Source organism: Streptomyces sp. NPDC029159, assembly GCF_055564055.1.
In genome coordinates this window covers 365,498-377,855 of record NZ_JBVHWT010000004.1, presented here as the reverse complement: position 1 = coordinate 377,855, position 12,358 = coordinate 365,498, and the positions used below count along the sequence as shown (strand labels likewise).

Sequence of the window (12,358 nt, the reverse complement as noted above, 5' to 3'; positions counted from 1 at the left end):
ATGGCGAAGAAGGCTCTGATCGCGAAGGCTGCTCGCAAGCCCAAGTTCGGTGTGCGCGCCTACACCCGCTGCCAGCGCTGTGGCCGCCCGCACTCCGTGTACCGCAAGTTCGGCCTCTGCCGCGTGTGCCTTCGTGAGATGGCTCACCGTGGCGAGCTGCCGGGCGTGACCAAGAGCTCCTGGTAATCCCCCAGTTGGGATGACCCGGAAGCTCTCGGTAAGCATCCGGTCGGCAGGCGCCCCGCCCCTCGTCCCGTAGGGTAGAAGGGTTGGGCGCCCCGCCGCCCGAGACCGACCGCGGGCAACACACCCGCATAACGTCGCTTACTACGCCGTAGGTCCCCGTGCCGCACCCGTCCCGACTCGGATCGGGGAGAGGGATGGCACATATAGGAAACCCCGGCGAGAGAGGCCGAAGGCCAATTCATGACCATGACTGATCCCATCGCAGACATGCTGACCCGTCTGCGGAACGCGAACTCGGCGTACCACGACACCGTCGTGATGCCGCACAGCAAGATCAAGTCTCACATCGCGGAGATCCTCCAGCAGGAGGGCTACATCACCGGCTGGAAGGTTGAGGACGCCGAGGTCGGCAAGAACCTCATCCTCGAGCTGAAGTTCGGCCCGAACCGCGAGCGCTCGATCGCCGGCATCAAGCGCATTTCGAAGCCGGGCCTGCGGGTCTACGCAAAGTCCACCAACCTGCCGAAGGTCCTCGGCGGCCTGGGCGTGGCGATCATCTCCACGTCCCACGGTCTCCTGACCGGCCAGCAGGCCAGCAAGAAGGGCGTGGGTGGGGAAGTCCTCGCCTACGTCTGGTAATCAGGGAACGGAGGAAGAGCTAATGTCGCGCATTGGCAAGCTGCCCATCCAGGTTCCCGCTGGTGTGGACGTCACCATCGATGGCCGCACGGTCAACGTGAAGGGTCCCAAGGGCTCCCTTTCGCACACCGTCGCCGCGCCCATCGAGGTCGCCAAGGGTGAGGACGGCGTCATCAACGTCTCCCGCCCGAACGACGAGCGTCAGAACAAGGCCCTTCACGGCCTGTCCCGCACGCTGGTGGCGAACATGATCACCGGCGTGACCGCGGGCTACAGCAAGGCGCTCGAAATCAGCGGTGTCGGCTACCGCGTCCAGGCCAAGGGCTCCAACCTGGAGTTCTCCCTGGGCTACAGCCACCCGATCCTCGTCGAGGCGCCCGAAGGTATCTCCTTCAAGGTCGAGTCCCCGACGAAGCTCAGCGTCGAGGGCATCGACAAGCAGAAGGTCGGCGAGGTTGCGGCGAACATCCGCAAGCTGCGCAAGCCTGACCCGTACAAGGCCAAGGGCGTCAAGTACGCCGGCGAGGTCATCCGCCGCAAGGTCGGAAAGGCTGGTAAGTAAGCCATGGCATACGGTGTGAAGATCGCGAAGGGCAACGCCCGCAAGGGTGCCGCCCTCAAGCGGCGCCACATCCGCATCCGTAAGCGGATTTCGGGTACGCCGGAGCGTCCGCGTCTGGTCGTGACGCGCTCCAACCGCGGTATCACCGCCCAGGTCATCGACGACATCGCGGGCCACACGCTCGCGTCGGCGTCGCACCTGGACGCGTCGATCCGTGGTGGCGAGGGCAGCAAGGGCGACCAGGCCAAGCAGGTCGGTTCCCTGGTCGCCGAGCGCGCCAAGGCCGCCGGCGTCGAGGCCGTCGTGTTCGACCGCGGTGGCAACCAGTACGCCGGGCGCATTGCCGCTCTGGCGGACGCCGCCCGCGAAGCCGGGCTGAAGTTCTAAGCCCCGGTTCCGGAGCTAGCGGACGTAACAGAGAGAGGTAAATCCAATGGCTGGACCCCAGCGCCGCGGCAGCGGTGCCGGTGGCGGCGAGCGGCGGGACCGGAAGGGTCGCGACGGTGGCGCCGCCGCCGAGAAGACCGCATACGTTGAGCGCGTTGTCGCGATCAACCGTGTCGCCAAGGTTGTCAAGGGTGGTCGTCGTTTCAGCTTCACCGCGCTGGTCGTGGTGGGCGACGGTGACGGCACCGTAGGTGTCGGTTACGGCAAGGCCAAGGAAGTTCCGGCTGCCATCGCCAAGGGCGTGGAAGAGGCCAAGAAGAACTTCTTCAAGGTCCCCCGTATCCAGGGCACCATCCCGCACCCCATCCAGGGCGAGAAGGCTGCAGGCGTCGTCCTGCTCAAGCCGGCTTCCCCCGGTACCGGTGTGATCGCCGGTGGCCCGGTGCGCGCCGTCCTGGAGTGCGCGGGCATCCACGACGTCCTGAGCAAGTCGCTCGGTTCGTCGAACCCGATCAACATCGTGCACGCCACGGTGACCGCGCTTCAGGGCCTTCAGCGCCCCGAGGAGATCGCGGCCCGTCGTGGCCTGCCGCTGGAGGACGTTGCTCCCGCAGCTCTGCTGCGGGCGCGTGCCGGGGTGACTGCGTAATGCGCATCAAGATCACCCAGACCAAGTCCTACATCGGTAGCAAGCAGAACCACCGCGACACGCTGCGCACGCTCGGCCTCAAGCGGCTGAACGACAGCGTCGTCCGGGAGGCCCGCCCCGAGGTCGTCGGCATGGTGCACACCGTCCGTCACCTCGTGACGGTTGAGGAGGTCGACTGACATGGCGGAGCAGAACCCGCTGAAGGTCCACAACCTCCGTCCTGCCCCGGGCGCCAAGACCGCCAAGACCCGTGTGGGTCGTGGTGAGGCGTCCAAGGGTAAGACCGCTGGTCGTGGTACCAAGGGCACCAAGGCCCGTTACCAGGTTCCGGAGCGCTTCGAGGGCGGGCAGATGCCCCTCCACATGCGCCTCCCGAAGCTGAAGGGCTTCAAGAACCCCGCCCACAAGCAGTTCCAGGTCGTGAACCTGGAGAAGCTGGCCGCGCTCTACCCGCAGGGTGGCGAGGTCACGGTGGCCGATCTGGTCGCCAAGGGCGCGGTGCGCAAGAACGAGCTCGTCAAGGTCCTGGGCCAGGGCGAGATCTCCGTGGCGCTGCAGGTGACGGTTGACTCCGTCTCCGGCTCCGCCAAGGAGAAGATTGCCGCTGCCGGCGGCACCGTCACCGAACTCCTCTGAGTTCGTTGGTTCAACTGACCGGGGATGCCCATCGTTTGGGGCATCCCCGGTTGGTCGTTCCACGGGGGTACGGTCGCCGGTAAGGTGGCCTGCCGGTGCAACTTTTTTCACGGGGGACGCACCGGACCCCCGCCGCACGGCTCCGGCTGTGCGGCGTTTCAGGCCGCTTTTATTCGTCGATCCTCAAGACCGTCACCTCTCGCCCGTCCGGCGGGGGGCGCAGGAGGCACCGTGCTCACCGCGTTCGCCCGAGCGTTCAAGACGCCCGACCTGCGCAAAAAGCTGCTGTTCACGTTGGGCATCGTCGTGCTCTACCGGATCGGTGCCCATGTCCCGATCCCCGGGGTGAATTACGCGAACGTCGAGACCTGCATGAAGCAGGCCGGCGGCAACAGCGGATTGTTCGCCCTGGTGAACATGTTCAGCGGTGGTGCGCTGCTGCAGATCACGATCTTCGCGCTGGGGATCATGCCGTACATCACGGCGAGCATCATCCTTCAGCTGCTGACCGTCGTCATTCCCCGGTTGGAAGCCCTCAAGAAGGAGGGGCAGACCGGTCAGGCGAAGATCACCCAGTACACCCGCTATCTGACCGTCGCGCTGGCGATCCTGCAGGGCACCGGCCTGGTGGCCACGGCCCGCAGCGGCGCCCTCTTCAACGGCTGCCCGGTCGCCAGCGAGATCGTGCCCAGCGACTCGATCTTCACCACCATCACCATGGTCATCACGATGACCGCCGGTACCGCGGTGGTCATGTGGCTCGGTGAGCTGGTCACCGACCGCGGCATCGGCAACGGCATGTCGATCCTGATGTTCATCTCGATCGCCGCCGGTTTCCCGGGCGCCCTCTGGCAGATCAAGACCACCGGCAAGCTCGCCGACGGCTGGATCGAGTTCTTCGCGGTGATCGCCGTCGGCCTCGCGATGGTGGCCCTGGTGGTCTTCGTCGAGCAGGCGCAGCGCCGGATTCCGGTGCAGTACGCGAAGCGCATGATCGGGCGCCGTTCTTACGGCGGTACGTCCACGTACATCCCGCTCAAGGTGAATCAGGCGGGTGTGATTCCCGTCATCTTCGCGTCGTCGTTGCTCTACATTCCGGCCCTGATCGCGCAGTTCAGCGGCTCGGACGCGGAGTGGGCCCGGTGGATTTCCACGAACTTCACCAAGGGAAACCACCCGGTTTACATCGTTACGTACTTCTTGTTGATCGTGTTCTTCGCCTTCTTCTACGTGGCGATCTCGTTCAACCCCGAAGAAGTTGCCGACAACATGAAGAAGTATGGTGGCTTCATCCCGGGCATCCGGGCTGGTCGCCCGACGGCCGAGTACCTCAGCTACGTGCTCAACCGGATCACGTGGCCGGGCTCGCTGTACCTGGGGCTGATCGCACTCGTACCAACAGTGGCGTTGGTGCTGTTCAACGCGAACCAGAACTTCCCGTTCGGCGGGACGAGCATCCTGATCATCGTGGGTGTGGGTCTGGAGACCGTGAAGCAGATCGAGAGCCAGCTTCAGCAGCGCAACTACGAAGGGTTCCTCCGCTGATGCGAATCGTCCTCGTCGGACCCCCGGGAGCCGGTAAGGGTACGCAGGCCGCGTACCTCGCCCGGAACCTTGAGATCCCGCACATCTCCACGGGTGACCTGTTCCGCGCCAACATCAGCCAGGGCACGCCCCTCGGCGTCGAGGCCAAGTCCTACATGGACGCCGGCAACCTCGTCCCGGACTCGGTCACCATCCGGATGGCCGAGGACCGCATGGAGCAGGACGACGCGGCCGGGGGCTTCCTGCTGGACGGGTTCCCGCGCAATCTCGGTCAGGCCGAGGCGCTCGACACCTACCTCAAGGGCAAGGGCATCACGCTGGACGCGGTGCTCGACCTGGAGGTCCCCGAGGACGAGGTCGTCAAGCGGATCGCCGGCCGCCGGATCTGCCGGAAGAACTCCGCGCACGTCTTCCACGCCGAGTACAGCAAGCCGAAGACCGAGGGCGTCTGCGACGTCTGCGGCGGCGAGCTCTACCAGCGCGACGACGACCGCGAGGACACGGTGCGCAAGCGCCTGGAGGTCTACCACTCGGAGACCGAGCCGATCATCGACTACTACAAGGCGCAGGAACTCGTCGTGACGATTCCCGCCCTCGGCAAGGTCGAAGAGGTCACGCAGCGGGCGATGTCCGCTCTCGGACGCGGCGAGTAACCTCCGCGTACGCTTCGATACGGCCGCGGTGCCCTGCCCAGGGCGCCGCGGCCGTATCGTATGGAGGGGCGGGCGCGCCCGCGCGGTGGTCGGCCGTGCGAACGACGCGGTTGTCGGCACAGTCGGTTCAGGAAGGCGTTACCCGCCATGGTGGAGATCAAGACCCCTCAGCAGATCGCCAAGATGCGCGAGGCGGGGCTGGTGGTCGCCGCCATCCATGCCGCGACCCGGGAGGCGGCGGTGCCGGGGGCGACCACCCGCGATCTGGACGAGGTGGCCCGTAAGGTCCTCGCCGAGCACGGCGCGAAGTCGAACTTCCTCGGGTACGGCGGGTTCCCCGCGACGATCTGCACGTCGGTGAACGACGTCGTCGTCCACGGCATCCCGGACGATAAAACGGTGCTGCAGGACGGCGACATCATCTCCATCGACTGCGGCGCGATCATCGACGGCTGGCACGGCGACGCCGCGTACACCGCGTTCGTCGGCTCCGGGCACTCCGCGGAGCTGGTCGAGCTGAGCCGGGTGACCGAGGAGTCCATGTGGGCCGGGGTCGCCGCGGTCGCGAAGGGCAACCGGCTGATCGACATCTCCAAGGCGATCGAGGGGTACATCCGCCGCCAGCCGCGTCCGGCGTGCGGGAAGTACGGCATCGTCGAGGAGTACGGCGGCCACGGCATCGGCTCGGAGATGCACATGGACCCGCATCTGCTGAACTACGTCGACCGCAAGCGCGGCCGCGGTCCGAAGCTGGTGCCCGGGTTCTGCATCGCGATCGAGCCGATGGTCAACCTCGGCACGCACAAGACGCACGTCCTGGACGACGAGTGGACGGTCAAGACGAACGACGGCGGCTGGTCCTCGCACTGGGAACACTCGGTGGCGCTGACCGAGGAGGGGCCGCTGGTGCTGACCGCCGTCGACGGCGGCAAGGCGAAGCTGGCCGAGCTGGGTGTCACGGCGGCGCCGGACCCGCTCGCGGGGGCCTGACGGCGGAGTCCGCCTGGAGCCGGTGCGAAGGAACTGCGACGGTCCGCGGGGCGATGGCGTAAGGATCTCCCCGGGTGGGCAATAATCGTGGATTCGTCTTTTCGTGGGCTCTGACGTAGACTGACGCGTCGGCTCTCGTGCATCCGTGTGCCTGCCCTCAAGGTAGGCGTCATTTTTGACCTGCCGCACGGACACTTCGAGAGTTGATCAAGGTAGCCGATTCGAAAGGCGAAGCGTGGCCAAGAAGCAAGGTGCCATCGAGATCGAGGGCACCGTGATCGAGTCTCTGCCGAACGCAATGTTCAAGGTGGAGCTCCAGAACGGTCACAAGGTCCTCGCGCACATCAGCGGCAAGATGCGGATGCACTACATCCGTATCCTCCCGGATGACCGGGTCGTGGTGGAGCTCTCTCCGTACGACCTGACGCGTGGCCGGATCGTCTACCGCTACAAGTAGATCTTGTCGAAGCCCCGCTCCGTCGGGGTGACGGCACTGACCCGGAGAACCTCACACCCATGAAGGTCAAGCCGAGCGTCAAGAAGATCTGCGACAAGTGCAAGGTGATCCGCCGCCACGGCCGGGTCATGGTCATCTGCGACAACCTGCGCCACAAGCAGCGCCAGGGCTGACGCACGACCACTTGCATTTCGCAGTTTTCGCGCGACGCACGTAATTCGTACATACGCAGACACCCGACCCCCGCGTCTTTCGCGTGGGACGAAACCCCCGGCTCGGAGGCCGGGGCCCGGCTCGTAATTCAGCTGAGTCTTACGGGAACGGTGCTGCGGAAGACCTCCGAATAGCCATCAGGAGCCACATCAATGGCACGCCTCGCAGGCGTTGATCTCCCGCGCGAAAAGCGCGTCGAGGTCGCCCTCACCTATGTCTTCGGCATCGGGCGCACGCTGTCGCAGCAGACCCTCGCCGCCACCGGCGTGGACCCCAACACCCGGGTTCGCGACCTGGCCGAGGAAGACCTGATCAAGATCCGCGAGTACGTGGACAACAACCTCAAGACCGAGGGTGACCTCCGTCGCGAGATCCAGGCCGACATCCGCCGCAAGGTCGAGATCGGCTGCTACCAGGGTCTGCGTCACCGCCGCGGCCTTCCGGTCCACGGCCAGCGCACCAGCACGAACGCCCGTACCCGCAAGGGCCCGCGTCGCGCGATCGCCGGCAAGAAGAAGCCGGGCAAGAAGTAGTCCTCAGCAGGACGCACTGCGGTTCCGTTCCCCCGGGCCGCAGAAGTCAGCGGTCTTCGCTGTAGGACCGACCACCTCCATTAGGAGAATTTCATGCCTCCGAAGGGCCGTACGGCCGGCGCCAAGAAGGTGCGCCGCAAGGAGAAGAAGAACGTCGCCCACGGGCACGCTCACATCAAGAGCACGTTCAACAACACGATCGTTTCGATCACCGACCCGACCGGCAACGTGATTTCCTGGGCCTCGGCCGGTCACGTGGGCTTCAAGGGTTCGCGTAAGTCGACTCCGTTCGCCGCGCAGATGGCTGCCGAGTCGGCCGCCCGTCGCGCGCAGGAGCACGGCATGCGCAAGGTCGACGTGTTCGTCAAGGGTCCCGGCTCCGGCCGTGAGACCGCGATCCGCTCCCTCCAGGCCACCGGCCTCGAGGTGGGTTCGATCCAGGACGTCACCCCGACCCCGCACAACGGCTGCCGCCCTCCCAAGCGCCGCCGCGTCTGACCCACTGAAGTAGGAGACAACTAGACAATGGCGCGTTACACCGGGGCCGACTGCAAGCGTTGCCGTCGGGAGAAGCAGAAGCTCTTCCTCAAGGGGAGCAAGTGCGAGAGCGCGAAGTGCCCGATCGAGATCCGTCCTTACCCCCCGGGTGAGCACGGTCGCGGGCGCACCAAGGACAGCGAGTACCTGCTCCAGCTTCGTGAGAAGCAGAAGTGCAGCCGTATCTACGGTGTCCTTGAGAAGCAGTTCGTGAACTACTACAAGGAAGCGAACCAGAAGACCGGCAAGACCGGTGAGAACCTTCTGCGCATCCTTGAGACCCGCCTCGACAACGTGGTCTACCGGGCCGGCTTCGCCAAGTCCCGCGACCACGCCCGTCAGCTGGTGCGTCACGGACACATCAACGTGAACGGCCGCAAGACCGACATTCCGTCGGCCCGCGTCTCCGTGAACGACATCATCGAGGTCCGCGAGGGCTCCCGGAACCTGACCCCCTTCGAGGTGGCCAAGGCCGAGGCCGGCGAGAAGACCGTTCCGGCGTGGCTGGAAGCGATCCCGTCGAACCTCCGGATCCTCGTGCACAGCATGCCCGAGCGCCAGGTGATCGACACCCAGGTGCAGGAGCAGCTGATCGTTGAGCTCTACTCCAAGTAAGTAGGGCGACGGGCTCGGGCGGCACAGGTTCTTCGGAACCGCGTGCCGCCCGTACCCTTGTCAGCAGAGGGCGTCAAATAGCGGGCGCCCACGACTGAAGGAACACACATGCTTATCGCTCAGCGTCCGTCGCTGACCGAAGAGGTCGTCGACGAGTACCGCTCCCGGTTCGTGATCGAGCCCCTGGAGCCGGGCTTCGGTTACACCCTCGGTAACTCCCTCCGCCGTACGCTCCTCTCCTCGATCCCGGGTGCGGCGGTCACGTCGATCCGTATCGACGGTGTCCTGCACGAGTTCACCACCGTGCCGGGCGTCAAGGAGGACGTCACCGACCTCATCCTCAACATCAAGCAGCTGGTCGTCTCCTCGGAGCACGACGAGCCGGTCGTGATGTACCTGCGCAAGCAGGGCCCGGGTCTGGTCACCGCCGCCGACATCGCGCCCCCGGCCGGTGTCGAGGTCCACAACCCGGACCTGGTCCTGGCGACCCTGAACGCCAAGGGCAAGCTGGAGATGGAGCTGACCGTCGAGCGCGGTCGCGGCTACGTCTCCGCGGTGCAGAACAAGCAGGTCGGCCAGGAGATCGGCCGGATCCCGGTCGACTCGATCTACTCGCCGGTCCTCAAGGTCACCTACAAGGTCGAGGCGACCCGTGTCGAGCAGCGCACCGACTTCGACAAGCTGATCGTCGACGTCGAGACCAAGCAGGCCATGCGCCCGCGCGACGCCATGGCGTCGGCCGGTAAGACCCTGGTCGAGCTGTTCGGTCTCGCCCGCGAGCTGAACATCGACGCCGAGGGCATCGACATGGGCCCGTCCCCGACGGACGCCGCCCTCGCCGCCGACCTGGCGCTGCCGATCGAGGAGCTGGAGCTCACCGTTCGGTCGTACAACTGCCTCAAGCGTGAGGGCATCCACTCGGTGGGCGAGCTGGTGGCCCGCTCCGAGGCGGACCTGCTCGACATCCGCAACTTCGGTGCGAAGTCGATCGACGAGGTCAAGGCCAAGCTCGCGGGCATGGGCCTGGCGCTCAAGGACTCGCCCCCCGGGTTCGACCCGACCGCTGCGGCGGACGCGTTCGGCGCGGACGATGACGCGGATGCGGGCTTTGTGGAGACCGAGCAGTACTAAGAGCTCGGTGCTCGCTGCTGGATTTCGGGTGCGGGTGCGCTGTGCTTGATCGCGCAGTTCCCCGCGCCCCTTCCGGATGCGCCCCTCGCGGGGCTCATCCGGATCTCCGACGGGCATCCGCCCGCTCGGATACTGACCTCGGTACCTGATACGGCCGGGGCAGACACCTAGGAGAAACACCATGCCGAAGCCCACCAAGGGTGCCCGTCTGGGCGGTAGCGCGGCGCACGAGCGTCTCATGCTGCGCAACCTGGCCACCGCGCTCTTCGAGCACGGCCGCATCACGACGACCGAGGCCAAGGCCCGCCGTCTGCGTCCGTACGCCGAGCGTCTCGTGACCAAGGCGAAGAAGGGTGACCTGCACAACCGTCGTCAGGTCATGCAGCTGATCTCGGACAAGAGCATCGTGCACACGCTGTTCACCGAGATCGCCCCGCGGTTCGAGAACCGCCCGGGTGGTTACACCCGCATCACCAAGATCGGTGCGCGCCGTGGCGACAACGCCCCCATGGCCGTCATCGAGCTGGTGGAGGCGCTGACCGTGGCCCAGCAGGCCACCGGTGAGGCCGAGGCCGCCACCAAGCGTGCGGTCAAGGAAGACGCGCTGAAGAAGGACGCCGCCGAGGCGACCGAGGCGCCGGCCGAGGAGTCCAAGGACGCCTGAGGCCGCTGAGTCCCGCGAGCGGGCCCGTTCCCTTCGGGGAGCGGGCCCGTTCCGTTTGCCGTGCTCTGAGAGGATCGACGGGTGAGCGATGAGGTGGAGCCCGGGCGTGTCCGGGTGCGGCTGGATCTTTCGTACGACGGGGCGGAGTTCTCCGGCTGGGCGAAGCAGCGCGAGCGGCGCACCGTCCAGGGTGAGGTGGAGGAAGCGCTGCGGACGGTGACCCGTTCCGGCGAGACGTACGAGCTGACCGTGGCCGGGCGGACGGACGCCGGGGTCCATGCGCGCGGGCAGGTGGCGCATGTGGATCTCCCCGCGGAGCTGTGGGCCGAGCACGGGGACCGGCTGCTGCGGCGGCTGGCGGGGCGGCTGCCGAAGGACGTCCGGGTGTGGCGGGCGGTGGAGGCGCCGTACGGCTTCAACGCGCGGTTCTCGGCGATCTGGCGGCGGTACGCGTACCGGGTCACCGACCATCCCGGGGGCGTGGACCCGCTGCTGCGCGGCCATGTGCTGTGGCACGACTGGGCGCTCGACGTGGACGCGATGAACGTGGCGTCGCAGGCGCTGCTGGGGGAGCACGACTTCGCGGCGTACTGCAAGCGGCGCGAGGGGGCGACGACGATCCGTACGCTCCAGGAGCTGAGCTGGGTGCGGGACGCGGAGGGGATCATCACGGCGACGGTGCGGGCGGACGCGTTCTGCCACAACATGGTGCGGTCGCTGGTCGGTGCGCTGCTGTTCGTCGGGGACGGGCACCGGCCGGTCGACTGGCCGGGCAAGGTGCTGGCCGCGGGCGTGCGGGACTCCGCGGTGCATGTGGTGCGGCCGCACGGGCTGACGCTGGAGGAGGTCGGCTACCCGGCCGACGACCGGCTGATGGCGCGGAATCTTGAGGCCCGCAACCGGCGGACGCTGCCGGGCGCCGGGTGCTGCTGAGCGGCGACGGGGCTCGGCGGTGGGCCGGGCGCCGACCGGAATCCGGGGGCTGACCTGCGACGGGGCCGGGGCCGGAAGGCGCCCGGCCCCGCCTCGTCAGCCCTGCTGTTGCTGTTCCTGGGCGGCCTGCGCGGCCTGGTCCTTGCCGCGCTGGATGATGCGGGCGAAGGCGTAGGACTCGCCGTCGCGGCCGATCTGGAGGGCGGGGGCGGACTTCTCCGTGACGCGCTTGCCGTCGAGGTAGCCGGCGATGGTGAAGTACGCGTACCGGCCGGTGGCGTTGGCGGTCATCCGGCAGGCGGTGCCGCGGCAGAACGCCTCGCCGACGTGGCCGCCGGCGAGCGGGGCGAGGTTGCCCTGGGCCTTCGCCTTGACGCGTTCGGCGGCGGCGGGGGAGTCCAGCGCGGCGATGCCGAGGGTGACCGCGACGCCGTCCTTGGCGTAGGTGGCGCGCAGCAGTGCCTCGCAGCCGTTGTGCTTCAGCAGGGAGCCGAGCGCGCCCTGCGTACCGGCGGTGCAGTCCTTCGTCGCGGACTGCGCGGTGCGCGGGTAGGTGTGCTCGCCGACGACCATGGCCTTGTCGGGGAAGAGGGCGGCCGTGGTGAGGGGGGCGCGGTCCTTCGTACGGTCGGTGATGTAGTCCCGCGGGTTGGGCGGCGGGGGGACCGAGACGTCGGAGAAGGACGGGTGCGGTTCGGGGGCGGTGGAGCCGGAGGCGGCGACGTCCTTGGGCGGCTTGTTGTCGGAGCCGCCGGTGAGGACCATGGCCGTCGCGACGATGCCCGCGACGGCGAGGGCGGCCAGCGCCCCGCCGCCGATCATCAGCCAGCGCTTGCGCCGGGCGCCCGCCTCGCTCTGCTCGGCGAGTGCCTCCCAGTCCGGGGTGGACCCGGACCCCCCTGGGCCGTCGAACGGCCCCCCATGCCCAAAGCTCATGCCGCGCATCCTAACGACCTGGGGAGTCCTCGCGGCCACGGCTCCGGCCCGTAATCCGGTTGGGGATTCCGGGGCCGGGCGGCGACAATCCG

General features: G+C 67.3%; 19 protein-coding genes. 18 read left to right on the top strand and 1 reads right to left on the bottom strand.

What is annotated here, in order from left to right; translation table 11 throughout:
- The 18 genes from ACZ4U4_RS11325 (at position 1) to truA (ending at position 11,330) form a co-directional block, all read left to right on the top strand.
- Positions 1–186, top strand: coding sequence for a type Z 30S ribosomal protein S14 (locus ACZ4U4_RS11325; protein WP_003956452.1), 186 nt, complete (start codon positions 1–3; stop codon positions 184–186).
- A 240-nt stretch (positions 187–426) separates the two neighbouring features.
- Positions 427–825, top strand: coding sequence for a 30S ribosomal protein S8 (rpsH, locus tag ACZ4U4_RS11320; RefSeq protein ID WP_004571835.1), 399 nt, complete (start codon positions 427–429; stop codon positions 823–825).
- Between the two features lie 22 nt (positions 826–847).
- Entirely contained in the window at positions 848–1,387 is a 540-nt protein-coding gene (rplF, locus tag ACZ4U4_RS11315; RefSeq protein ID WP_030283443.1) for a 50S ribosomal protein L6, read from the top strand.
- Between the two features lie 3 nt (positions 1,388–1,390).
- Positions 1,391–1,774, top strand: a complete 384-nt coding sequence (gene rplR, locus ACZ4U4_RS11310; RefSeq protein ID WP_030283441.1) for a 50S ribosomal protein L18 — start codon at positions 1,391–1,393, stop codon at positions 1,772–1,774.
- 46 nt (positions 1,775–1,820) lie between these two features.
- On the top strand, positions 1,821–2,423 hold the full coding sequence (gene rpsE / locus ACZ4U4_RS11305) for a 30S ribosomal protein S5 (RefSeq protein WP_006604888.1): 603 nt from the start codon (positions 1,821–1,823) through the stop codon (positions 2,421–2,423).
- Entirely contained in the window at positions 2,423–2,602 is a 180-nt protein-coding gene (gene rpmD, locus ACZ4U4_RS11300; protein WP_030283440.1) for a 50S ribosomal protein L30, read from the top strand. The genes rpsE and rpmD overlap by 1 nt, the downstream gene beginning before the upstream one ends.
- Position 2,603: 1 nt before the next feature.
- Positions 2,604–3,059, top strand: coding sequence for a 50S ribosomal protein L15 (rplO, locus tag ACZ4U4_RS11295; protein WP_030283439.1), 456 nt, complete (start codon positions 2,604–2,606; stop codon positions 3,057–3,059).
- A gap of 231 nt (positions 3,060–3,290) precedes the next feature.
- Positions 3,291–4,604: a preprotein translocase subunit SecY gene (secY, locus tag ACZ4U4_RS11290; RefSeq protein WP_391643518.1), complete on the top strand. Its 1,314-nt coding sequence runs from the start codon at positions 3,291–3,293 to the stop codon at positions 4,602–4,604.
- On the top strand, positions 4,604–5,257 hold the full coding sequence (locus ACZ4U4_RS11285; protein ID WP_467871716.1) for an adenylate kinase: 654 nt from the start codon (positions 4,604–4,606) through the stop codon (positions 5,255–5,257). The genes secY and ACZ4U4_RS11285 overlap by 1 nt, the downstream gene beginning before the upstream one ends.
- Positions 5,258–5,404: 147 nt before the next feature.
- Positions 5,405–6,247, top strand: a complete 843-nt coding sequence (gene map / locus ACZ4U4_RS11280) for a type I methionyl aminopeptidase (protein ID WP_467871713.1) — start codon at positions 5,405–5,407, stop codon at positions 6,245–6,247.
- Positions 6,248–6,482: 235 nt separating this feature from the next.
- Positions 6,483–6,704: a translation initiation factor IF-1 gene (gene infA / locus ACZ4U4_RS11275; RefSeq protein WP_003956442.1), complete on the top strand. Its 222-nt coding sequence runs from the start codon at positions 6,483–6,485 to the stop codon at positions 6,702–6,704.
- A gap of 59 nt (positions 6,705–6,763) precedes the next feature.
- Entirely contained in the window at positions 6,764–6,877 is a 114-nt protein-coding gene (rpmJ, locus tag ACZ4U4_RS11270) for a 50S ribosomal protein L36 (RefSeq protein WP_003956441.1), read from the top strand.
- A 192-nt stretch (positions 6,878–7,069) separates the two neighbouring features.
- Positions 7,070–7,450, top strand: coding sequence for a 30S ribosomal protein S13 (rpsM, locus tag ACZ4U4_RS11265; RefSeq protein WP_467871711.1), 381 nt, complete (start codon positions 7,070–7,072; stop codon positions 7,448–7,450).
- 93 nt (positions 7,451–7,543) lie between these two features.
- Positions 7,544–7,948 carry a 30S ribosomal protein S11 gene (rpsK, locus tag ACZ4U4_RS11260; RefSeq protein ID WP_004571845.1) on the top strand — a complete coding sequence of 135 codons (405 nt, stop codon included), beginning with the start codon at positions 7,544–7,546 and terminating at the stop codon, positions 7,946–7,948.
- A 27-nt stretch (positions 7,949–7,975) separates the two neighbouring features.
- The gene (gene rpsD, locus ACZ4U4_RS11255; RefSeq protein ID WP_399089241.1) at positions 7,976–8,602 is read left to right on the top strand and encodes a 30S ribosomal protein S4; all 627 of its coding nucleotides are present in this window, start codon (positions 7,976–7,978) and stop codon (positions 8,600–8,602) included.
- 108 nt (positions 8,603–8,710) lie between these two features.
- Positions 8,711–9,733 (top strand): DNA-directed RNA polymerase subunit alpha, encoded by a 1,023-nt coding sequence (locus ACZ4U4_RS11250; RefSeq protein ID WP_143940049.1) that lies wholly within the window; start codon positions 8,711–8,713, stop codon positions 9,731–9,733.
- Positions 9,734–9,914: 181 nt separating this feature from the next.
- Positions 9,915–10,397: a 50S ribosomal protein L17 gene (gene rplQ, locus ACZ4U4_RS11245; RefSeq protein ID WP_345088301.1), complete on the top strand. Its 483-nt coding sequence runs from the start codon at positions 9,915–9,917 to the stop codon at positions 10,395–10,397.
- A gap of 81 nt (positions 10,398–10,478) precedes the next feature.
- Complete coding sequence (truA, locus tag ACZ4U4_RS11240) at positions 10,479–11,330, top strand: tRNA pseudouridine(38-40) synthase TruA (protein WP_467871707.1); 852 nt, start codon at positions 10,479–10,481, stop codon at positions 11,328–11,330.
- Between the two features lie 96 nt (positions 11,331–11,426).
- Here truA and ACZ4U4_RS11235 read toward each other — a convergent pair whose 3' ends face one another.
- Positions 11,427–12,266, bottom strand: a complete 840-nt coding sequence (locus tag ACZ4U4_RS11235) for a hypothetical protein (protein ID WP_467871705.1) — start codon at positions 12,264–12,266, stop codon at positions 11,427–11,429.
- Positions 12,267–12,358: the final 92 nt, after the last annotated feature.